23 protein-coding genes and 1 pseudogene are annotated in these 21353 nt (G+C 46.1%); 14 read left to right on the top strand and 10 right to left on the bottom strand.

Annotated features, from left to right (window positions below):
• From VX941_02745 to VX941_02720, 6 genes are all read right to left on the bottom strand, one after another.
• Positions 1 to 236, bottom strand: a 236-nt coding sequence (locus tag VX941_02745; GenBank protein ID MEE2932323.1) for a hypothetical protein, incomplete at its 3' end; no start/stop codon positions are given.
• The gene (locus VX941_02740) at positions 226 to 1101 is read right to left on the bottom strand and encodes an SMP-30/gluconolactonase/LRE family protein (protein MEE2932322.1); all 876 of its coding nucleotides are present in this window, start codon (positions 1099 to 1101) and stop codon (positions 226 to 228) included. The genes VX941_02745 and VX941_02740, both read right to left, overlap by 11 nt.
• A 192-nt stretch (positions 1102 to 1293) precedes the next feature.
• Entirely contained in the window at positions 1294 to 2832 is a 1539-nt protein-coding gene (locus VX941_02735; protein MEE2932321.1) for a glycosyltransferase family 39 protein, read from the bottom strand.
• Positions 2833 to 2853: 21 nt separating this feature from the next.
• Positions 2854 to 3174: a lipid-A-disaccharide synthase N-terminal domain-containing protein gene (locus VX941_02730; protein ID MEE2932320.1), complete on the bottom strand. Its 321-nt coding sequence runs from the start codon at positions 3172 to 3174 to the stop codon at positions 2854 to 2856.
• A gap of 5 nt (positions 3175 to 3179) precedes the next feature.
• Complete coding sequence (locus VX941_02725) at positions 3180 to 3959, bottom strand: glycosyltransferase family 2 protein (GenBank protein ID MEE2932319.1); 780 nt, start codon at positions 3957 to 3959, stop codon at positions 3180 to 3182.
• 93 nt (positions 3960 to 4052) lie between these two features.
• A complete protein-coding gene (locus tag VX941_02720; GenBank protein MEE2932318.1) occupies positions 4053 to 5078 on the bottom strand; it encodes a class I SAM-dependent methyltransferase in 1026 nt (341 codons plus the stop codon).
• Between the two features lie 82 nt (positions 5079 to 5160).
• On the opposite strand from VX941_02720, the gene VX941_02715 reads away from it, so the two are divergent.
• On the top strand, positions 5161 to 6384 hold the full coding sequence (locus VX941_02715; GenBank protein ID MEE2932317.1) for a phosphoglycerate kinase: 1224 nt from the start codon (positions 5161 to 5163) through the stop codon (positions 6382 to 6384).
• A gap of 325 nt (positions 6385 to 6709) precedes the next feature.
• Positions 6710 to 7255, top strand: coding sequence for an NUDIX hydrolase (locus VX941_02710; GenBank protein MEE2932316.1), 546 nt, complete (start codon positions 6710 to 6712; stop codon positions 7253 to 7255).
• 7 nt (positions 7256 to 7262) lie between these two features.
• Here the strand turns inward: VX941_02710 and VX941_02705 are convergent, their stop codons facing one another.
• Positions 7263 to 7835, bottom strand: coding sequence for a septation protein A (locus tag VX941_02705; protein MEE2932315.1), 573 nt, complete (start codon positions 7833 to 7835; stop codon positions 7263 to 7265).
• A gap of 148 nt (positions 7836 to 7983) precedes the next feature.
• Here VX941_02705 and VX941_02700 point away from each other — a divergent pair, with 148 nt between their 5' ends.
• Genes VX941_02700 through VX941_02690 form a run of 3 tightly spaced genes read left to right on the top strand, consistent with a single transcriptional unit; the run spans position 7984 to position 10529 of the window.
• Positions 7984 to 9099: a cupin domain-containing protein gene (locus VX941_02700; GenBank protein MEE2932314.1), complete on the top strand. Its 1116-nt coding sequence runs from the start codon at positions 7984 to 7986 to the stop codon at positions 9097 to 9099.
• The gene (locus VX941_02695; GenBank protein ID MEE2932313.1) at positions 9096 to 10232 is read left to right on the top strand and encodes a cupin domain-containing protein; all 1137 of its coding nucleotides are present in this window, start codon (positions 9096 to 9098) and stop codon (positions 10230 to 10232) included. The genes VX941_02700 and VX941_02695 overlap by 4 nt, the downstream gene beginning before the upstream one ends.
• A 42-nt stretch (positions 10233 to 10274) precedes the next feature.
• Positions 10275 to 10529: a hypothetical protein gene (locus VX941_02690; protein MEE2932312.1), complete on the top strand. Its 255-nt coding sequence runs from the start codon at positions 10275 to 10277 to the stop codon at positions 10527 to 10529.
• Positions 10530 to 10539: 10 nt separating this feature from the next.
• Here the strand turns inward: VX941_02690 and ftsY are convergent, their stop codons facing one another.
• The 3 genes from ftsY to dapF are packed head-to-tail and all read right to left on the bottom strand — an operon-like array spanning position 10540 to position 13558.
• Positions 10540 to 11472 (bottom strand): signal recognition particle-docking protein FtsY, encoded by a 933-nt coding sequence (gene ftsY, locus VX941_02685; GenBank protein MEE2932311.1) that lies wholly within the window; start codon positions 11470 to 11472, stop codon positions 10540 to 10542.
• Complete coding sequence (gene mtaB, locus VX941_02680; protein ID MEE2932310.1) at positions 11469 to 12734, bottom strand: tRNA (N(6)-L-threonylcarbamoyladenosine(37)-C(2))-methylthiotransferase MtaB; 1266 nt, start codon at positions 12732 to 12734, stop codon at positions 11469 to 11471. The genes ftsY and mtaB overlap by 4 nt, the downstream gene beginning before the upstream one ends.
• On the bottom strand, positions 12731 to 13558 hold the full coding sequence (dapF, locus tag VX941_02675) for a diaminopimelate epimerase (GenBank protein MEE2932309.1): 828 nt from the start codon (positions 13556 to 13558) through the stop codon (positions 12731 to 12733). The genes mtaB and dapF overlap by 4 nt, the downstream gene beginning before the upstream one ends.
• Before the next feature lie 235 nt (positions 13559 to 13793).
• Between dapF and ffh the strand changes: the two genes are divergently transcribed.
• The 9 genes and pseudogenes from ffh (at position 13794) to leuB (ending at position 21309) form a co-directional block, all read left to right on the top strand.
• Positions 13794 to 15176 (top strand): signal recognition particle protein, encoded by a 1383-nt coding sequence (gene ffh / locus VX941_02670; protein MEE2932308.1) that lies wholly within the window; start codon positions 13794 to 13796, stop codon positions 15174 to 15176.
• Between the two features lie 43 nt (positions 15177 to 15219).
• Positions 15220 to 15582: pseudogene (gene rpsP / locus VX941_02665) on the top strand (30S ribosomal protein S16).
• Between the two features lie 238 nt (positions 15583 to 15820).
• Positions 15821 to 16384 carry a ribosome maturation factor RimM gene (gene rimM, locus VX941_02660; protein MEE2932307.1) on the top strand — a complete coding sequence of 188 codons (564 nt, stop codon included), beginning with the start codon at positions 15821 to 15823 and terminating at the stop codon, positions 16382 to 16384.
• Positions 16385 to 16404: 20 nt separating this feature from the next.
• Positions 16405 to 17082, top strand: coding sequence for a tRNA (guanosine(37)-N1)-methyltransferase TrmD (trmD, locus tag VX941_02655; GenBank protein ID MEE2932306.1), 678 nt, complete (start codon positions 16405 to 16407; stop codon positions 17080 to 17082).
• 18 nt (positions 17083 to 17100) lie between these two features.
• Positions 17101 to 17595 (top strand): 50S ribosomal protein L19, encoded by a 495-nt coding sequence (gene rplS, locus VX941_02650; protein ID MEE2932305.1) that lies wholly within the window; start codon positions 17101 to 17103, stop codon positions 17593 to 17595.
• Positions 17596 to 17632: 37 nt separating this feature from the next.
• Entirely contained in the window at positions 17633 to 19033 is a 1401-nt protein-coding gene (leuC, locus tag VX941_02645) for a 3-isopropylmalate dehydratase large subunit (GenBank protein MEE2932304.1), read from the top strand.
• Complete coding sequence (locus tag VX941_02640) at positions 19030 to 19254, top strand: hypothetical protein (protein ID MEE2932303.1); 225 nt, start codon at positions 19030 to 19032, stop codon at positions 19252 to 19254. Before leuC ends, VX941_02640 begins: the two co-directional genes overlap by 4 nt.
• A 61-nt stretch (positions 19255 to 19315) precedes the next feature.
• Positions 19316 to 19942 carry a 3-isopropylmalate dehydratase small subunit gene (gene leuD, locus VX941_02635; GenBank protein MEE2932302.1) on the top strand — a complete coding sequence of 209 codons (627 nt, stop codon included), beginning with the start codon at positions 19316 to 19318 and terminating at the stop codon, positions 19940 to 19942.
• 254 nt (positions 19943 to 20196) lie between these two features.
• Positions 20197 to 21309 carry a 3-isopropylmalate dehydrogenase gene (gene leuB, locus VX941_02630; GenBank protein MEE2932301.1) on the top strand — a complete coding sequence of 371 codons (1113 nt, stop codon included), beginning with the start codon at positions 20197 to 20199 and terminating at the stop codon, positions 21307 to 21309.
• Positions 21310 to 21353: the final 44 nt, after the last annotated feature.

Here is a 21353-nt window from a genome sequence, read left to right as displayed (position 1 = left end):
GAACCGCTCAAAGTCGGGGAAACCTGTTGAATGGCAATCCCGAGCCAAGTCCTGTTAGGGAACGGTGTAGAGACTTTACGGGCGGCATCTAAGCCAACATTAGTTGGTATGATGAAGAGAAAGTCCAGCGCACAAACACCCCACAGTGCTGGGGTGGCAACGAAAGTTGTAGTGTGACGAATCTGGGGGCCACAGGTTCGAATCCTGTCGGGCGCACCATTTTTATTAGCCTGCAAAGAATGCTTCAGGAAGACCGATCGCACCGGTTCCATGAATAGCGAAAACGGCTCCAGCGAGCGGCTGCTCTGCCAGTCGCTCCTTTGTTAAGAAAATTGTACCTGAACTTACGAATAGGATGTCTAGATTTTTCCCTCCAAATGTGCACATTGTTGGGTGTTGAATGGGCAATTCGATAGTTTCCATTATCGTGCCATCAGGAGCATACTTGGCAATTTCCCAATGGCGTATATGTGCTGCCCAGTAAAACCCTTCAGAGTCTACTGTTGCTCCATCTATCCGGGCTCGTTTTCCGCGATTGTCAATCCAGAGTGTTTTGTTGGTTATTTGCCCTCTGCTTAAATCGTAATTATATCTCCAGCAAGTCTCGTTGCGGGAATCAGAAAAGTACAAAAATTTGTTATCAGGGCTAAAAGCAATACCATTAGAACATTTTATCCCTTCATCCATTTTGTGAACACTTAGATCTGGGTCAACTCGATAAAGCGCTCCCCCCGGCTTTCCGCTGTCGTCGAGAGATCCGCACCAGTAACGCCCACGACGATCACATTTGCCATCATTCAGACGAGTCGTTGGCGAACCGGGTTCAGGATCGTGGAATTTTTCGGCTTCAGATTTTTCTAAGTCAAACTTGTAGAAACCCGATTTCAGAGCCGTAATCAGACCGCCATTTTTGCGAAAAACAAATGAGCCGATTACGTCAGGCATCTCCCACTCATCTATCTTTCCGGTTTTTGGCTCCCACCTCTGTACTCGCGGATGTTCTTTTGCATCTGTCCAGTAAAGAGCATTCTCCCGAATGTTCCACATCGGCCCTTCACCAAGTGCATTTTTGGCATCTGATATGACTTGCAATTCAACCACTCTGTTCCCCCAATTTTACATTTTGATTTTTTTGTCATCACGTATTATGGCGTTTGTTAGGATTTAGTTATCTCGAGTATCTTCGTGAACGCCCTGGTTCGGGATGTACCTTTGTCTTATTCTCTTCGATTGCACATCGAAATTTACATTATATCGCAGATTTCAGTTTTAAAAATTTTATAAGGAACCTAATCACCTGCATTTGCCTTGGCCTTCAACCATCACGAATGCGAGTTGCGCAATCCTTCCCCCGGGTGGCATCTCCGCTTTTAGGAAACGAGCGGGTGTTTCAAGGTCTATGCTAGATTTCAAGATTAGGTTGGCTTGATTCAAAAATTCGCGTCGCCGAGATCCGTCGGAGCGGGGTGTCCAGATTATGAGACACTTCCCATTTTTAATCGACTTAGGGGGAGTATAGTGGGTCCAAAGATAATCAAGGACTCGTGATTTAGGGAATTGGGCGCGAAAATTTCCGGCAATTGGATTTGTATGCCAGTCCGCGAAGATTGTGCCATGAGTAAAGCCACTAGAACGTAACTGCTGAGCATAGGCAGAGTAGGGAATATTGTAGTACGCTTTGCTACTTCGTTTGGGGTCAATAAAATATTTCAGCCCAAGCCCAAAAATGATCATACAAACAATGGACGTGAGTGTTGCGGCGTATGCTTTTAGGCGCCATGCCCGAATATCACTGAATTTTACTCTTGCAAAAAACAAAATCGGGAAAAGTAACAAGATCATCATGTAATGGCTTCGGATCCGAGAGATGCCAAAAACTAATGAGCCTATAAGTGTCAAACCAATAGCAATAAGGAATGTGCGTGCTAAAATGTTGTGGTAGCGTTTAATTGGCTCTTCCTTCCAATTAATCCGCTTACAGGCGGGCCAAAATATGACGATTAAAATAGCAACCAAGGGCATCGAAATATCAAACAAAATGCGCCCCACTTCTAAGATGCCCAGAGCTCTTGCTGTGAAAAAGTTTTCACTCCCCATTTGAGAAAATCTGTCAATCGCGCGTTGTTGCAATAGGGTATGATTTTCAATCATCCAGTAGCCATGTGGAATGTTAATGACGATAGCTATGACTACTGTGATAAAAAAGAATGGGTGCATTACTCTTTGACGAATCTGTGAATCAAAGGTGGCAGCTGCCAGTAAGGGGATGGCAAAAAGAACAAAAGTATACTTTGCAAGCAAACCTAGGCCGATTAATAGCCCGAGCCATGCATAATTCTTCGCTGTCGGGCTCTCATTTAATTGCAGCATCTTCAAGAAGGTTGCGCCTATGAAAACTATCATCAGAAGAGAGTTTGAGTAATGAAACACTGAATCCCAAGCGATGTAATAAACTGCAAAAAGGGAGAGTGTTGCCAAGGTAGAAAGTTGTTTGTCTGCCAATACGCGAATAGCACAGCGCCACACCAAATAATAAGCTAGCCATAGCAAAAGGAATTTGAGAGACATGATTGTTATGACGCTTACGCCAAACATTTGCTGAAAAAGAATAACTAGCCAAGTGATTAATGGAGGATTCCCTGTGCTATACCCAAGGTCAAATGATTGAGAAAATATAAGTTGCTCAGCGTCGTCGGGCCCGACTCCGGGGAAGACAAACGAGCGTAAAAACCAGCACCATAAAATTACACCAGCCAAAATAGCGTGCATTCCGTGTCTAGATGAAACAAATGCTAGATTTAAAGTAAGTATTCTTCCGAAGTATTTTTTCATGCTCAGGTAAACATCAATCTTTTAACAAAGCGACTCTGGGTCACGGCGTGCACGCATTATGAAGTAAAGATTGCGTGCGTAGATAAATAATCCGCAAAATTGGCCCACAATAAATACAGGATCAGCGCGATAAATGGCATACGCTAACAGTGTAGCGCCTCCTCCAAGGCTGAAGTACCAAAATGCGACCGGTATGATGCTCCTGCGCTGTCGTTCACTGTGGATCCATTGAACGAAGAAACGCATAAAAAATAGTGCTTGGCCAGCAAAGCCAACCGCCAACCAAGTTGCTGCTTCGGGGTCGGCGAGGATATTTTTCAACTTTGCAAATAGTTCTTCCATTTGAGTTAATCCAATTCATTAATGGTGGGTTGTTTTGCCCTGCGCATGAGCCATAGAACCCCAAGTATGTCGACTATGCCAGTCCAGAGCCGGTTCATAAGACCATACTTCGTTTGCCCATTTGCGCGCGGTCGATGTTTTACATTTACAGTAATGACATGCCCTCCGGCACGCTGAACAAGTGCAGGTAAAAATCGATGCATGTGATCGAAATAAGGAAGATCTAGGAATGTATCGCGCCGGAATAGCTTCAAGCTGCAGCCGGTGTCGCGAATGCCATCTCTAAGCACCAAGCTTCGTAAGCCGTTTGCTCCGATAGAGCAAAATTTTCGAAACCAATTGTCCTCTCGAGTTGCGCGCTGTCCAGCGATCATTAATGGTCCAATCTTTGGAGTTTTTTCTAAAGCGTGCTCTCGGGCATTTACCAGGCTTAGAATTTCCGAAGGGGGGTTTTGGCCATCGCCATCGAGGGTAACAATCCATGGTGCATACGCAGCACGAATGCCCGTCCTTGTAGCTGTGCTTTGGCCGTAGGGTTGCATATGTTGAATTATGCGGAGTTTGGGAAAACTAGCCCTTGCCTGACGGAGTTCATTTTCTGTATTGTCATCGCTACCGTCGTCAACACAAATTATTTCAAAGTGCTCGAGTTGCGCAAGCTCGGCATTCACTTCATTCACTAAAGGCAGTACATTCCCTTCCTCATTCCTCATCGGTATGACTACGGAAAGTTCTAGACTATCGTCTTCTGTTTTTTTAGTAGCTTTAAGAAGAGATTGTGGCACGCATAAATCCTGGTAGACTCGTTGTTCATAAAGCTCAAGTCAGGATTTCATAAATCATCGTTGCCCGCATGGCGAGTTTAAATAAGTAAATTATTACTTGATCAATGACATTATGCGCGAAAAAAATGCGCGCTCCAACGAATGTATTCTGAAGCCTGCCGAGCAAAACAAGTGCTCAAGATCATCATTTAGAAAGTCCGTATAGAACGGCTCATGAGTTGCATAAGGGAAATGAGCCAACAAGGAATCGAAAGGTGGGTGGTCTCCTGGCTGTAATGAGTCGACGAAGATGAACCGTCCCTTTGGTTTGAGGACACGATAAATTTCATTTGTAACATTGCGACGAACAGGCCGAGGCAGCTCATGAAACAAGTAAATGCAGCTTACTGCGTCAAAACTTTCATCCGAGAAGGGGAGGTTTTCACCATTACCGTGGACCAGTTCAAAGCGTGACCAATGTTTGAGAGTTTTCTTTGCGAGACGTAAATATGGTGCGCTGAGGTCAATACCGGAAACTGCAAGGCGCGGATAATTTTGTTTTATGTTTGCCATAAATCGTCCGGTGCCACAGGCTAAATCTAGAACATTAATGTCACGGATATTTTTTCCACAGAATGCTGCGCGTAGAGGAACTAAAGCTTGACGTCGCATCGTCTCAGCCCCCCCACTGAAAAGGACCTCTACCTGATAATCGTATAGTTCAGCTGACGCTTCGCTGAGATAGCCGTCAGTCTGAAAGTGGAAGTTTTGAAGATAATAGGCCGGTAAAGAAGTGTTACGAAGCGATTGGGCCACTTCACGACTGTTTCCGGCACCTATACGTTTATTAACTTTTTTTAAATCACGAAAATAAGCCCTAGTTTTTTTTAAAACGCGAATAGGATTAGGCCATTGTTGTTCTGGCGCAACGTACAAGCCAGCTTCGATATTGGCCCAGTCACGGGAAAATAGGCTTGAAAGATCCGACGATATCTCCCGAGCAGATGGAAAGGTATTTGCTGTCGAGCTCGCTGGGCGCCGGGCAGGTCTTGATAAGCGCATCGTTGCAGCATGATTTGCAAGAAACCAACCATAGCGCAATCGCTGCGAGATCGCGTAAGAAAATTTTTCAAATGACATAGCCATGTATTTAATTGTAGACGTCTTCCTTGTTAAATCTAGTCCAAGCGTTGCCCTCAAAGGAAAAATCCGTTACCCAAGCATGTATGCTGTTGAAAGTAAGGCAATGTATAAAACTATTGATGATGTAAACGTTAAAGGTATGCGGGTGTTGGTTCGAGCGGACCTAAATGTTCCCGTTCACGATGGTTCTGTAAGTGATTTGACTCGGTTGGAACGCTTAAAGCCGACCCTCGATAGACTGATTGAAGAAGGAGCCCGTGTAATCTTATTGTCTCACTTTGGTCGCCCTAAGGGTAAAAAAATACCCGAACTGTCACTTAAGCCAGTAGCAAATGCCTTATCCAAGGTGTTAAACGGTAGATCTGTGGCATTTGCATGTGATTGCATAGGAACAGCTGCCAAAGAAACGGTCAGGACATTGGGGCAGGGTCAGATTGCGGTCCTAGAAAATCTGCGGTTTCACTCGGGAGAAGAAACTAATTGTTTGGTCTTTGCTTCAGAGCTCGCTGAGCTAGGCGACATATATGTGAACGATGGATTTTCGGTCTCTCATCGGGCTCATGCATCGACGGCTGGACTTGCCTCCCTATTGCCGAGTGTTGCTGGAATCAATATGCAGGCAGAGCTGACGGCTCTTAGTTCTGCGTTGGAGCATCCCAAAAGGCCAGTTGGCGCCATAGTCGGCGGTGCAAAGATCTCAACTAAGCTTGAAGTCCTCGGCAATTTAACCGAACGAATGGATTTTGTGGTGATCGGTGGAGCAATGGCCAATACTTTCCTTCGTGCAATCGGCGTTGATGTAGGCAAGAGCCTGATTGAGAATGATATGGTAAGCACGGCGCGAGAGATTATTGCAGATTCTGATGATAGGGGTTGTGAACTCGTCTTGCCGTCTGATGTGGTAATTGCACCTGCTTTAGAGACAGGGACATATACGGACGTTGTACAACTAGCAGGTGTTCCGAAAGATAAAATGATTCTTGATATAGGACCGGAGAGTGTGTCTGGCCTTTCTACCAAACTGACTGAATGTAGAACTTTGTTATGGAACGGGCCATTGGGGGCTTTTGAAGTGCCCCCATTTGATCGAAGTACAAATGCTATCGCTATAACGGCTGCTAAGCTGACAAGAGACGGCGTCATGACTTCAATTGCTGGAGGGGGTGATACGGTGGCAGCTTTGAATCAAGCTGGAGTCGCCAAGGATTTCACATATGTCTCGACAGCTGGCGGTGCATTTCTTGAGTGGCTGGAAGGAAAACAACTGCCTGGTGTAGCAGCACTCAGTGGAACAGGAAAATAGTTGAGAGTGGGCGATTGAGGTCATGGTTCTCCTGTGAGGCATAGAAGTGACCTGCATAAGTAATGCTGCCTGAGCCGCAGATTTCTAGAAAACGATCTGCTTAAAAGAGGGGGCCTCAATTCCAAGAACTTGGGTTTTATCCAAATCAGGAATTTATTCGGGGAGGGTGTAGTCGAGCTCGGGATAATTTAAATTATTTCTGTGTTCAGGGAATTAGTGATGGGCATTAGGGAATGTGCATTGGAAGTTTTTAATCTCGGTATTTCAGTTATGGATTTTTTTTGATGATATTAGTTTGAGGGCTATTGGTTATGAGGGAAAAGATATGGGAGAGTTAGATAAAGGGGTAACGATTGGACCGCGTGTTGCGAAAGTCCCAAGGAATGATACCCGTGAAAGAATGGTCTGCCCTGAATGCGGCTATATTCTGTATGATAACCCCAAAATAGTTGCAGGCGCGGTGGTGGTCTGGCAGGAACAGTATTTGCTATGTCGACGGGCAATATCGCCTCGGAAGGGATATTGGACTATACCTGCTGGGTATTTGGAGTTGAATGAGACCGTTGTAGATGGTGCTCGGCGAGAAGTCATGGAGGAGGCTTGTGCCGACATAATTATTCATGGGCTCCTTGCGGTCTACAACATTCCCCACATAAGTCAGGTGCAGATGATTTATAACGCAGAATTGAGTAATCGGGTATTTGCTCCTGGAATTGAAAGCCTTGAAGTGGCTCTTTTTGCTTGGGAGCATATACCTTGGGAGGACTTAGCTTTCCCATCAGTCAGTTGGGCTCTTAACCATCACCATGCGTCTGAAGGAAAGAGTCGTGGCCAACCTTTTAGCAACCCGGACAATGATTGGAATAAGTAGTAGATTTCTAATTGTTCTTTTTTGCAGCGGCTTTGTAACGGGAAAAAAGAGGTATCTGGCAGGCGGTAAAAAGAAAAGTTAGAATTAAAATTCCAAATATTTTAAAATTGAGCCAAATCTCTGTCGATACATTGCGCCAAACAATCTCATTTAATGCAGCCATAAAAGTGAAAAATACCGCGTATCTGAAACTTAATATTTGCCACCCACGTTCCTCTAGGCTCCACGCCGATCCTAAAAGTGATTTTAACAAAGGCTTCTTTAGTAATAGGCCGGTGATTAAGCTAACTGCGAATAAACCCTGAACGATAGTGGGCTTCATCTTGATAAAACGTTCATCATCAAACCACAAAGTTAAAGCCCCGAAAATCAGGATGATAGCCGTTGTAACCATGAACATTGCCGGCGGTTTTTGACGCCATATCAGTAGAGCCGCACTAAGAATGAATACTGCAATCATAAAAGCTGCTGTTGCCGTTATGAGGTCTTTTCCTCCGGCGTAAAAGGCAGCAAAGAAGATTACGAGAGGGACATATTCTGAAGCGGGACGGAGCCATTTAGGTGGCGAGGCTGGAAACATCTTTAAGAACCGATAAATAGAAAATTGTTTTAACGCGACATCTTGGCACGCAGGCACCTGACTGGTTGGTGGGTTCGCTCAGATAGTTTACACTATGGTGAATTTATATCTATTTATTTTCGGCGGTCCCAGTGTGATGCAGAACTACATGAATTTACGCGGTTTGCTCGATCCGCTCTCGGTCGAGACATTTTTTGAGGAACACCTCAACGAGGCCCCCGCGTTTGTGGGCGGTCAAGCTGAAAAAACCGCTCATCTTTTTGGTTGGAAGGAGGTAAATACTTGGCTGAACAATTCTAAGCTCTGGTCAAGCAAGACTTTAAAACTAACTAAAAAGGATTTGGCAGTTCCAGCAGAAAAGTATTGTTTTGGTGGAATAAATAGGGACCTACAGCCAATTTTCCGTCCGGATCCAGCAATCGTTTTTGAGTATTTGGCCGGCGGTGCTTATTTGGAGTTAAATAAGTTTGAGGGAGCTGATCCTTCTCTTCTTCATTTGACGCAAGCTTTAGGCTCCGCATTTGGGTCTGATGCAGAGGTTAGATTACGTTGTGCAGGGCCCCATGACCCAAGTGAGATTCCTGATTTCGAGGCTGCTGATGCTTTTCACATACAATTAGATGGCAGTTCTTATTGGGCGTTATTTGAAGAACGAGCTACTGCAACCGATGAGATTCATCCTAACCAAGTTGCTGGTGAACTTGAGATGACTACAGGTGATGTGCTTTATCTTCCTTCGGGACAGTTTTACAGATACGCCGGTCTTAATAAGGAATGCCTAACACTAACTGTTTTTCTTCAGCGTCCAAATGGAATTGCACTTTTCTCTCTCATAAGCGAATGTTTGACAGACTCGGCATTATTCCGTAGTGACCTTCCATTTTATGATGAGGAACTCTCAAGCGATGCTCATTTGCAAGAATTAGCAGGCGAAGCTAGGAAAATATTGGCAAGTGATGAATTTGGGAATCGGGTGGCTAAATTTCAGCGCCTAAAAATGTCTTTGGCCAAATACGCAACATTTTCATTACCACGTCATGAGGTTTCAAGCGTCTACAGGACTCCGGTGCAAGCCAAGATTCCGGAGGGGCTTGGTGAGGGGGCCGTTGAGATTGCGCGTTGGGCCAAAGAGTCTGAGATTTTCTCACTTGCCACGATATTTGGATCTTTTCCAAATCGACAGCAAGAAGAAATTTTGAAGGATCTTCGTGAGCTTGAGGATTGTGGATTTTTAGAATCCTGTTCGGGATTGTTGACACCATGAGTAAGACCATACCCCGTTTTGCCGATCTCATTTCGCCTATTACTAGAGAAAAATTTGAATTGGATTATTGTGGGAAGGCTCATCTGTATGTTTCTGGTAATGATGGCAAATTTGAGGATGTTGCTTCATGGGATGTAATCAATAAATTGTTATCCGATAGCACACTATGGACCGGTCGTTTGCTGACGCTTGCTAAACAGGGGCCAACATTAGACCCAAAAACTTATTGTGTGGTTGAGACAGACCGTGATGGGCACGTAATTCAGCGTCCTGTACCCGAACTAATTCACAAACACCTAGAAGATGGTGCAACATTGGTACTCAATCATGCAGATACACTCACACCAGAACTATCGGGTGTTGCCGGTTGTTTGCAACTGCAATTCAGAGCTCAGGTTAAGTGCAACATTTATTGCTCCTGGCAAGCTAGCCAGGGGTTTGCCACTCATTTTGATGGAACTGATGTTTTTGTACTTCAGATAGCTGGTCGTAAATTTTGGAATCTCTATGAAGGCTTTTATGAAAGGCCTTTATCGAGCTCCCCTTACGTGTTTAAATTGGGTGCTGAGGAAAATGAAAGGCTTAAAGGAGATTGCATTGAGAAAGTGGAGTTAACTCCAGGCGATTTTCTTTACATCCCACGTGGTCAGTACCACGACGCTATTGCTTCGAGTGAGGCTAGTTTGCATCTGACATTCGGTATTGTACCATTAGTAGGGGTGAACGTGTTTGACGTGGTCAAGGCGCAGCTTGAACATGACCCTTTGTTCAATCAGCCGCTGCCCCACTACGATCAGCAACATGCCCTCAAATCCCACTTGGCCAAGCTTGGCAGGCGTTTGGAAGAAATAATCTGCAGTTTTGGAGCGAAACAGTTGGTTCGCAACCACCAAAAAAATGCTGCCGTTCAAGAAAGTTTCCCAGCTTATGATATGCCATTTAATGGAAGGATTTCTGCCTTCAAGGTGGGAAATGTATGCGGTCTCTTGGGTGATGAATCATGGGTGCGGGATTGGCTATGCGGCAGGGATTGGTTTACTGATAGTGAGTTCGCGAAGGCCTTCCCTGATAGAGATATAAATAAAGAATTACGAATATTGATTAAATTGTGTGCTATCGAACAGATAGGGTAATTTGCGAGCATTGTTATGAATAACATCGTAGAGGTCTCATAGATGGTTGCAGATGGGCCAAAAATAGAACAATCAAAGTTAACCGCAAAAGGTATCACCCCAAATCGTACTCTGGCCAATGGAAAGGCTGGGAATGAACTTGAACGGCCAGTTTTGCCCAAACAGCGCGGGCACTTTGATCCCCGTGACATTGAATTTGCGCTTCTGCGGTTAGCCAAGTTATTGGCAATTGATATTGAGGGTCGACCTCAAGATAACATTGCTCTTCGCGGTTTCTATTTAAACGTTCTTGTGTAGAAGTTCCAAATCAACAATCAATTTTCAGTCCGACGAGGCTTTCAGCAAAATCATGAGCCTCAAAAGGTTGTAGGTCTTCGGCTGTTTCCCCTACCCCTACAGCGTGCACGGGGAGTTTGAACTTGTCAGCCAGAGCCACGAGCACTCCGCCTTTAGCGCTGCCATCAAGCTTGGTGATAATAAGCCCTGTAATAGGGGCCGTTTTTTGAAAGATTTCGACTTGGGCGATAGCGTTCTGGCCCGTAGTAGCGTCGAGCACTAAAATACAGTCGTGGGGGGCTTCTGGATCAACTTTTTTCATAACACGGATAATTTTTTCCAACTCGGCCATGAGGTTGCCCTTGTTGTGCAGGCGGCCGGCTGTGTCAATGAGTAAAACTTGGGTTTCATCCGACTTAGCTTGCTCAATCGACTTGTACGCGAGGCTTGCTGCGTCAGCTCCTGGTTCGGCAGAAACAACAGTGCTACAGGTGCGTTTGCCCCATATCTCCAGCTGTTCAACTGCCGCTGCACGAAAGGTATCAGCGGCGGCTAACATTACCTTTCTGCCCTTTTTTGTGTGTTGCTGAGCAAGTTTCCCGACAGTTGTCGTCTTGCCTGACCCATTGACACCGACAGCTAGAATTATGTGAGGCTTTTTATCGGATTTATATATTAATGGTTTAGCAATTGGCTTCAGAACTTCAGTTATCAGGTCTGCCAAGAAACGAAGTACTTCATGAGACTTCACATTTTTTTCAAAACGTTTTTGGCTGAGGGTTTTAGCGAGGCGGGAGGCCATAGTAGGACCCAAGTCAGCTAAAATTAGGGTTTCTTCAAGCTCCTCTATTGCCTCTGCATCAAGCCGACGGCCATTGAGAACAGCTGTCACTCCCTTTGTAAGACGAAAAGAGGATTGGGAAAGCCCTCTGCGCAATCGACTAATCCAGCTCTTTGAACTCATGCTGCACCTCGCACTTTAGCTGTAAGTCGACCTTCGGAAACGCCGGTGATTTTGACTTCAAGAAGCGCGCCTTCTGGTGCCTCTTGGTCAAGTAAAATTGGAGCAAATTGCTCTGACCGGCCAAGCTTACCTTGTTCTACAATGACGCGGGCTTTTTTACCTACTAAACTAGAAAAAAAAGTTTGCTCTGCTTTTTTGCCAGCTTTACGAAGCTTCGCTGCCCGTTCTTGGCGAAGCTTTTTTGGATGTTGGGGCATTCGCGCCGCTGGTGTGCCTGGGCGGGCAGAATAGGGGAAGATATGAAGCCAAGTCAGTCCGCAATCTTTTATTAAAGAAAGGCTATCATTGAACATCTCATCGGTTTCTGTTGGGAATCCTGCAATTAGGTCTGCACCAAATACAACATCGGGTCTCAAATTTTTTATCATTTCGCATGTGCGGATAGAGTCGAGCCGTGTATGGCGGCGCTTCATTCGTTTTAGGATCATGTCACTGCCAGATTGTAGAGACAGATGTAGGTGCGGCATTAAGCGCTGTTCTTCTGCAAGAGTGCGCATAAGAACCTCATCGATCTCAAAGGAATCTATCGATGAAAGGCGAAGCCGAGATAGGTCTGGAACTTGTTTCAAAAGTCTACGTATCAGCTGCCCTAGGCCGGGTTTACCGGGAAGATCAGCTCCATATGACGTTATATCTACGCCAGTAAGAACTACCTCGTGATACCCGGCCTCCACTAATTTACGAATTTGTTGAGCTATGACACCCATTGGCACCGAACGGCTATTGCCGCGGCCAAAGGGTATTATGCAAAAGGTACAGCGGTGATTGCAGCCATTCTGGATCTGCACGAAGGCGCGGGCTCTGTTTTCTAAACCAGTGATTAAATGGCTCGCGGTTTCTGTGACTGACATGATATCATTAACTTGAGCCTTTTCTCTTTGCTGAATTGCAAAGGCACCTGGTTGAAGTTTTTCAACATTACCTAGGACGAGATCAACCTCGTCCATCGATGCGTACCGCTCCGGTTTGATTTGCGCTGCGCAGCCAGTTACAACAATATGCGCATCTGGACGCTCGCGTCTCACTTTGCGAATAGCCTGTCGAGCTTGTCTTTCCGCTTCTGCAGTGACCGCGCAGGTGTTAAACACTACGGTATTTTCATTTGCTGAAACACTCAAATTATCTTTTATTATTTGGCTTTCGAATGTGTTTAGGCGACAGCCGAACGTTAAAACATCGGGCTGACTTTGTTTGCTTTTCATAGCATTAACTCGCCAATAAAGCTTGTTTCGACTGGCCCAGTCATTAACACATGGTCATCCTCTTTTCGCCAATGAATGCTTAACTGACCTCCATCCATTTCGATCATTACCTCACGCCCACCGATTTCACGCCTATAAATAGCTACAGCGGCTGCGCAAGCACCTGTTCCACATGACTCGGTGACCCCTACTCCTCTTTCCCAGACACGCAGCCTAAAACTTTTAGCTGAAATTTTGCTTACCACCCCAACATTAGTACGGTCGGGGAATAACGCATGATTCTCAATCTTAGGTCCGGCTTCTGTCAGATTTACTTTCTCCGCATCTTCCACAATGAATATACAATGCGGGTTGCCCATACTGACTCCGACTGGGTCACGTAGTTTCCCCTCTGAGATAGGTAAGCGATGGGTATCACATGGTTTTGACATGGGTATATCAGTCCAATCAAGTTTGGGTGATCCCATGTCAATAGTTACTAGGTTTCCCCCCGTTGTAGTAGCGTGAAGAATGTTGTCGCTGGTTTCCAAGATTATTTCTGATTTGTTTGAAAGATTCATTAGATGCGAGGCGACACAGCGGGAGGCATTTCCACAGGCATCTGATTCACTCCCATCGGCATTAAAAAATCGCAAGCGCGCGAATGCTCCGGAACTTCTGGCGGGATAAATAAAAACTACCTGGTCGCATCCCACGCCGCGGCGTCGATCGGTAATTAAGCGGATCTGGTCCTCAGAAATCCAAAGGGTTTCTTGGGTCTCTTCCCTCTGATCTATAACGACAAAATCGTTTCCTAGCCCATGCATCTTGACGAATAATGTCATCATTTGTCCCTGTTCTATTTTTATACACCATTTATGGCCTGAAAAGGTTAGAAGTCCAATGATTTTAGAATCGAAAATTAGATGGATGTTCCTTGACTTGGGCGTCTGCCAATCGTACAACTTCGCGCCAATTTCTTATTAAGAAAAAACTGGTCCTGAGGGGCCCCGTTAGTCAGCGAGTTTCGCTCACTAGCGATCCTTGGGTTTTGGTATAAATGTTTGGGTGAGAGCGGTCATGTTCGATTCTTTATCAGGGCGGTTGAATGAGGTCTTTGAAGGTCTTAAACGCCGCGGTACATTAAAAGAAAAAGATGTCGATTTAGCCCTACGCGACGTTCGAATTGCATTATTAGAGGCCGACGTGGCGTTACCTGTAGCGCGCGATCTCATCAAAAAAGTGAAATCGGAAGCTATTGGCGAGAAAGTTCTGAAATCAGTAACTCCCGGTCAAATGGTTATCAAGGCTGTGCACGATGCCTTGGTAGATACTTTGGGAAGCGACGATATAAAGGTACAAACCCCGCTAAATCCACCAGGTGCTTATCTAATGGTGGGTCTTCAGGGTTCAGGGAAAACGACTACCAGTGCAAAAATTAGTAAGTATCTGTCCGAAAAAGAAAACCAAAAGGTCCTGATGGCGTCTCTTGATGTTGCCAGACCAGCAGCACAAGAACAGCTTAGAATTTTAGGTGAACAAGCGGGAATTACGACCCTACCTATAATAGAGGGTCAGCCGCCTCTAGAAATCACTAAACGTGCGATGCAGGCTGGATCGCTTGGTGGCTATGATGCAGTCATGCTGGATACAGCAGGCCGTCTTGCTGTTGATGAAGCTTTGATGGCTGAATTGTCATCCATCCATGCCCAGGTCAAACCTCTAGAAACATTGCTAATTGCCGATGCTATGACTGGTCAAGATGCTGTTAATACGGCCGAACAGTTTAAACAACGCATTGATCTTACGGGAATTGTCTTGACACGGGTTGATGGTGACTCTCGGGGAGGTGCAGCACTCTCGATGCGGGCAACCACTGGTTGCCCGATTAAGCTCATAGGGACTGGCGAAAAGCTTGATGCAATGGAAAGCTTTCACCCTGAGCGTATTGCAGGACGTATTCTTGGTATGGGTGATGTGGTCAGCTTGGTAGAACGAGTCAATGAGAGCGTTGAGGAGGCAGAAGCTGAAAGACTGGCTGCTAAAGCCAAAAAGGGACAAATGGATTTCAACGATATGGCTGATCAACTCCGCCAAGTATCGAATATGGGAGGGCTGTCAGGTTTAATGGGTATGCTCCCGGGTGTCGGCAAGATGAAAAAGCAAATGACTGAGGCCAACGTCGATGAAAAGATGATTTTGCACCAGCAGGCAATCATTCAATCTATGACACCAACAGAACGATTAAAGCCAAAAATAATCCAAGCGTCCAGAAAACGTCGTATTGCCGCTGGGTCGGGCACTACGGTCCAAGAGGTCAATAAGTTACTTAAACAACTGACAACGCTAAATAAAATGATGAAAAAGATGGGTAAGATGGGTCATAAAGGGTTATCGCGGAATGGCCTTTCTGGACTTGGAATGCCTAGCTTGCCGCCCGGTTTTAGCGGCCGTTTAACATGATACTACAATATCTAGTAATCGAAAGCCGAGGAAAGAAATTATTATGTCATTACGTATAAGATTAGCACGGGGCGGAGCAAAAAGACGACCATTCTACCGGATTGTGGTGGCCGATACACGGATGCCCAGAGATGGCCGTTTTATAGAGAAATTGGGAACCTATAATCCAATGTTATCAAGGGATGATCCTGCGCGTGTAGTTCTGGTAAACGAGCGCATCGAACATTGGCTCTCGATTGGCGCGAGACCGTCCACGCGCATAGCACGTATGCTCGCAGCGGCAGGCCTGCGACCGGCGCCAACAATCCCTTCTCAAACAAAGAAAGATAAGCCTCGTGCGAAAACGTTAGAGCGTCTCGCAGCGCAGGAGGAGAAACGGAAGGCAGCAGAAGACACTGCGGTTGCAACACCACCAGAAGAAGCCGCGTCCGACCTGGAACCCGCTGAAGAACAGGTACTAGAAGAAAAAGTATCAGTTGATTCTGAAGGTGTTGCGGGTAACGCCTCTGATCCTAACGAAGGAAAAACAGGGGATGGGGATTCGGACGAAAGCAAGTCTGAAGAAGGTACCCTTGAAGTTCAAAAAGATTCTCCGGTTGGTGAAACTAGTCCAGTTTCGGAAAAAAAAGAGGGATAAGCTGTTAGTGTCGAGCGAAGCGATCGAAGTAAATTCAGACCGATTACTCGTAGGTGTAATTGCAAGTGCGCACGGTGTGCGTGGTGAAGTTCGAGTCAAAAGCTTCACCGCTGACCCGGATAATCTTCCGGGTTATGGGCCGTTTACCGATGCGTCGGGTGTCGATGTTTACAATATTAATGTGACCGGTCATTCGCGAGGTTTGCTGCTGGGAAGGGTGAATGATGTGCGTGACCGCAATTCTGCTGAGGCATTAGTGGGGACGGAACTCTATATTAAACGCGATATTTTGCCTCCAGTAGAAGATGATGAGTTCTATTATGCAGATCTAGTGGGCTTAAACGTTTTACTTGAGAGCGGTGAGGTATACGGGCGGGTCAGGTCGGTTCAAGAATATGGAGCTGGTGATGTGCTTGAAATAATAGCCTTAGATGGACAAACAAGCTTATTACCTTTTACGCGGGAAATTTTTCCGGTAGTGAAAATGAATGTTGGCTGCTTGGTTATGGTTCCGCCCGGAATAGTAGAGGTGCGGGAAAACGGGCAGCGTGACGGCGCGCAGGGTCTGTAATGTCAACCTGGAAAGTGGATATGCTGACAATATTTCCAGAAATGTTTCCGGGGCCACTAGGTCTATCCATTGCTGGGAAAGCATTGGAGAGGGGGTTGTGGACATTCGAAGCTACCGATATCCGTGAGTTTGCCTCTGATAGACACAAGACTGTTGATGATACCCCGTGCGGTGGCGGGCCTGGTATGGTAATGAGAGCAGATGTAATTGACTCAGCATTGAGCTCAATATCGGAAATTGGTGATAGACCTGTTGTGTACTTAACTCCGCGCGGTAAAACGTTTGATCAGCAAATGGCGAGGGATTTTGCTGATGGGCCGGGAATTGTTCTTGTTTGCGGGCGCTATGAGGGTATAGATGAGCGATTTTTAGATATGCACAAGCCACACCAGGTAAGTCTTGGAGATTTTGTCCTCTCGGGAGGAGAGCCTGCTGCCATCGCAATAATTGATTCCTGTATTCGCCTCATTCCTGGGATTTTGGGTGATATAGGATCGCTATCAGAAGAGAGTTTTGAAAGAGGACTCTTGGAATACCCGCATTATACTCGCCCACAAGTATGGCGCGGTCGTTCCGTCCCAGAGGTTTTGCTTTCTGGTCATCATAAGAAAATTAGTGCTTGGAGACGCGAACAGTCAGAACGGCTTACTCGAAATCACAGACCGGATCTTTGGTCTGCCTACATTGCAAAGCAATAAGATAGAAGGCATTTTATAATGAATACCATCCAAAAATTTGAAGAACGTCAGACTTCGGCGCTGCAAGAAAAACGCTCTGTCCCTAGTTTTAAGCCTGGAGACACTGTGCGTGTGAATGTACGTGTTGTCGAGGGTACCCGAGAACGCATACAGGCCTTTGAAGGTGTGTGTATTGGACGCAGAAATGCAGGGCTTAACAGTTCTTTTACTGTGCGCAAAATCAGTAACGGTGAAGGAGTCGAGCGGATCTTTCCTCTGCTTAGCCCGCGCATTGAAGGCATAGATGTTGTTCGGCGAGGCTCGGTTCGCCGAGCCAAGCTTTATTATTTGCGCGGAAGGCGCGGTAAATCTGCTCGTATCGCAGAAGATACCAGCTATCGTCGTGAGCAAGAAGAGACTGTATCGGAAGCTGTTGCGGCTGCGGTGACCGAGGATGTTGACCAAAACATTGAAACAGCAGATCAGGCACCAGAGCCTAAAAAGGTTGATGAAGAAAAAGTTGAAAAAGAATAAAAAGGGGCCTGAGGTGATGGCATAACGTGGGTGGAAGATGACAGATCCGAAAACTCTATTCGAGAAAATATGGGATAGCCACCTAGTGGATGTCCAAGGGGATGGGACCTGCCTACTCTATATCGACCGTCATTTAACACACGAGGTTACAACGCCTCAGCCTTATGAGGGATTGCGTCAAGCTGGTCGCAGCGTGCGTCGACCTGATGCAACGATCGCTGTGCTTGACCATAATGTGCCGACAGATTGGAATGAAAAAATAGATGAGGAGTCACAACTCCAGATTGATACGCTGCGGCGTAATTGCGCTGAGTTCGGTGTGGAGCTATACGAGGTTGACGATGCTAGAAATGGAATAGTGCATGTTATTGGTCCCGAGCAAGGATTCACTCTTCCCGGAACGATAATTGTTTGTGGGGATAGCCATACTGCAACGCATGGAGCTTTTGGTGCGCTCGCCTTCGGTGTCGGGACCTCAGAAGTTGAACACGTGCTGGCAACACAAACGCTGATCCAGGCTCCGGCTAGATCGATGCGGATTAGCGTTGATGGGAATTTGCCTGCGGGCTGCTCCGCTAAAGACCTCATATTAGCTGTTATAGCGAGGATAGGCACGGCAGGGGGGACGGGGCATGTCATAGAATATGCAGGTCCGGCAATTAAATCATTGACAATGGAAGGTCGAATGACGGTCAGTAATATGACCATAGAGGCCGGGGCAAGGGCTGGCCTCATAGCCCCCGACGATACTACTTTTGCCTATCTTCAGGGACGTCCGCGAGCGCCAACGGGAGAGTTGTGGCATCAGGCTGTATCGTATTGGAAGACATTACCTTCAGATGAGGGAGCTAGTTACGACAAGGAAGTCATAATGGACGTCAGCGAAATAGTGCCACAGGTGACGTGGGGAACTAGTCCGGAATTGGTAGCCCCAATTACCAGTCAGGTTCCAGATCCAGCAGATGCGCCCACTGAGGATGCTCGCGATAGCTGGCAACGCGCTATTGACTATATGGGGCTACGAGCGGGTATGAATATGGCCGGTATTCCGGTCGACCGGGTGTTTATAGGTTCTTGCACTAACGGTCGAATTGAAGATATCAGAGCTGCGGCGGAGGTTGCCAAGGGTCGTAAGGTATCCGATAGTGTTCGTGCCATGGTTGTGCCCGGTTCCGGATTAGTAAAACGACAGGCGGAAGAAGAAGGCCTCGATAGAATCCTTACTGAAGCAGGGTTTGAATGGCGCTCGCCAGGCTGTTCTATGTGTATTGCTATGAATGCCGACAGGTTAGAGCCGGGGGAACGTTGTGCATCAACATCCAATCGAAATTTTGAGGGTCGGCAGGGCCGGCAGGGTCGCACGCACTTGGTAAGCCCTGCAATGGCCGCTGCCGCTGCGGTGACAGGAAAGTTAACCGATGTTCGGGGAATGTTATGATGAGGGGAAAGGAAAATCGGCATCATGACATTTACAGAGACGATCACTTGCATTCGCGTGATCGAGTTTTCGTTCGAGCAACCAGCAAATGTAGCTGGCTTTTGAAGGAGACGAAAGTCGATAAAATTAAAATTTCCAAGATTTATCAGAGTGCCGGGACAAGACTTATAGGCCGCATCTCTTTAGGATTTAGGCTCTGCGCGAGCGCGAACGACAGATGATTTGAATTTGTTCTTTGAGGGGGAAGTGTGTTTTAGAGGAAGCATACTTAACAAAAACCGTATGGAAAACTTCATAAAGCTCACAGCCATCGCGGCGCCCATGGATAGAATAAATATCGATACCGATATGATCATTCCGAAACAATATTTGCGGACAATAAAACGCACTGGACTTGGGCGTGTTGTTTTTGATGAGCTTCGTTTCAATGCTGATGGAACCGAAAAATTAGAATTTATCTTGAACCAAGAACCGTACCGACGGTCTGGGATTATCGTTGCTGGCGACAACTTTGGCTGTGGGTCTTCCCGAGAACATGCGCCATGGGCACTACTAGATTTTGGCATTCGGTGCATCATATCGACAAGTTTTGCAGATATTTTTTACAACAACTGTTTTAAAAACGGAATTTTACCTGTCACCGTCAAATCAGATCAATTAAAATCATTAATGGCGGATGCTTCAGATAGGGAAAACCCTGAGCTTACTGTGGACCTCAAGGATGAGACTATAATCCGACCGAATGGAGGTAGGGTTGCGTTTAAAATTGACGAATTTCGGCGAAAATGTCTTTTGGAAGGATTAGATGATATCGGTCTCACTTTACAAAAACAAAAAAAGATCGATGGCTTTGAGAGCAGTCAACGGGCAAAACAGCCTTGGCTTTACATGGAGAGTGAAAGCAAGTGAAAATTATAGAATACGGGTTTTTTTGGTCGGAGCAGAGCCCATATTTGAGTCTATAAAGGCTTGCCCCCAATTCACACTTTGAAAGGTCCGGGGTCTTTTAAAAAAATTCGAATTTTGTGCTGTCAAATCCAATTTCCGGGTAGCGAATTATTTTAAGGTGAATGGAAGATATGGAGTGTCCACTTGATTTTTTGCAAAAGCCTTGACGACTCATCTTTTCAACCCTCATTTTTGTCTTGTAAGGGATGCTTGTTATGGCTGTAAACCGGAAAATTCTCATATTGCCGGGTGATTACATTGGCCCGGAAGTGGTTGACCAAGTGCGGCGTATCATCGATTGGCTATCTGATGTTAGGTCGGTAACACTTGAAGTTGAGGATGACCATTTCGGAGGCGCGGCGGTTGAGGCCTATGGGGAACCGCTTGCAGATAAAACCTTAGAAAGAGCGAAAACAGCAGACGCGGTGCTTATGGGTGCTGTCGGCGGCCCCAAGTTTGATCACTTGCCCCGAGATATGCGGCCTGAGGCAGGCTTGCTGAAACTAAGGAAAAAATTGGACCTTTTTGCTAATCTACGGCCTGCAATTACGTTTGATGCACTGCTCGAGGCTTCTTCTTTAAAACCTGAAGTTATTAAGGGATTGGATATCCTAATAGTACGAGAACTCACATCAGGAATATATTTTGGCGAGCCGCGCGGTATCACGGGCAAAGAAAATGAGCGCGTAGCTATTGATACGCAGCGGTATAGAGAAAATGAAATTTATCGTGTCGCCGAGGTGGCATTCGAGCTAGCCCGAGAGAGAAAAGGTATTTTGCATTCAGTTGATAAAGAAAACGTCATGGCGACAGGTGTATTATGGCGGGATGTGGTGACAGGGATCCAGCGCGATCGGTTCAGTGACGTTGAGTTGCGCCATTTGTATGTCGATAATTGCGCAATGCAATTGGTGCGCGAGCCAAAGCAGTTTGATGTTATCGTTACAGACAACATGTTTGGCGATATTTTGTCTGATTGTGCGTCAATGGTAACAGGGTCGCTTGGTATGCTGCCATCCGCCTCTCTGGGGGGGGCTGACTCAAGTGGTCGCAGATTAGCATTATATGAACCCGTGCATGGGAGTGCCCCTGATATTGCTGGGTTGAACATTGCAAATCCATTGGGTGCAATCCTTAGTTTTTCGATGATGTTAAAACACTCACTTGATATGGTTGAGGATGGATTGCTCGTAGAGAGGGCCGTGCGTTCGGTCCTTGATGATGGTATGCGGACTGCCGATATCACTGAATTGGGCGCAACTGAATTATCCACCGATGCAATGGGTGACGCACTATTAGAAAAATTGATGAGAATATCCGAGACATAAACCTTCTATATGATTTTTAGCGTTTTATCACGAATGGCGAAAAT

The sequence above is a fragment of the Pseudomonadota bacterium genome (assembly GCA_036339585.1).
GTDB lineage: Bacteria > Pseudomonadota > Alphaproteobacteria > UBA8366 > UBA8366 > UBA8366.
The sequence above is the reverse complement of the archived record's forward strand: the minus strand, read 5'-3'. Positions and strand labels throughout refer to the sequence as shown.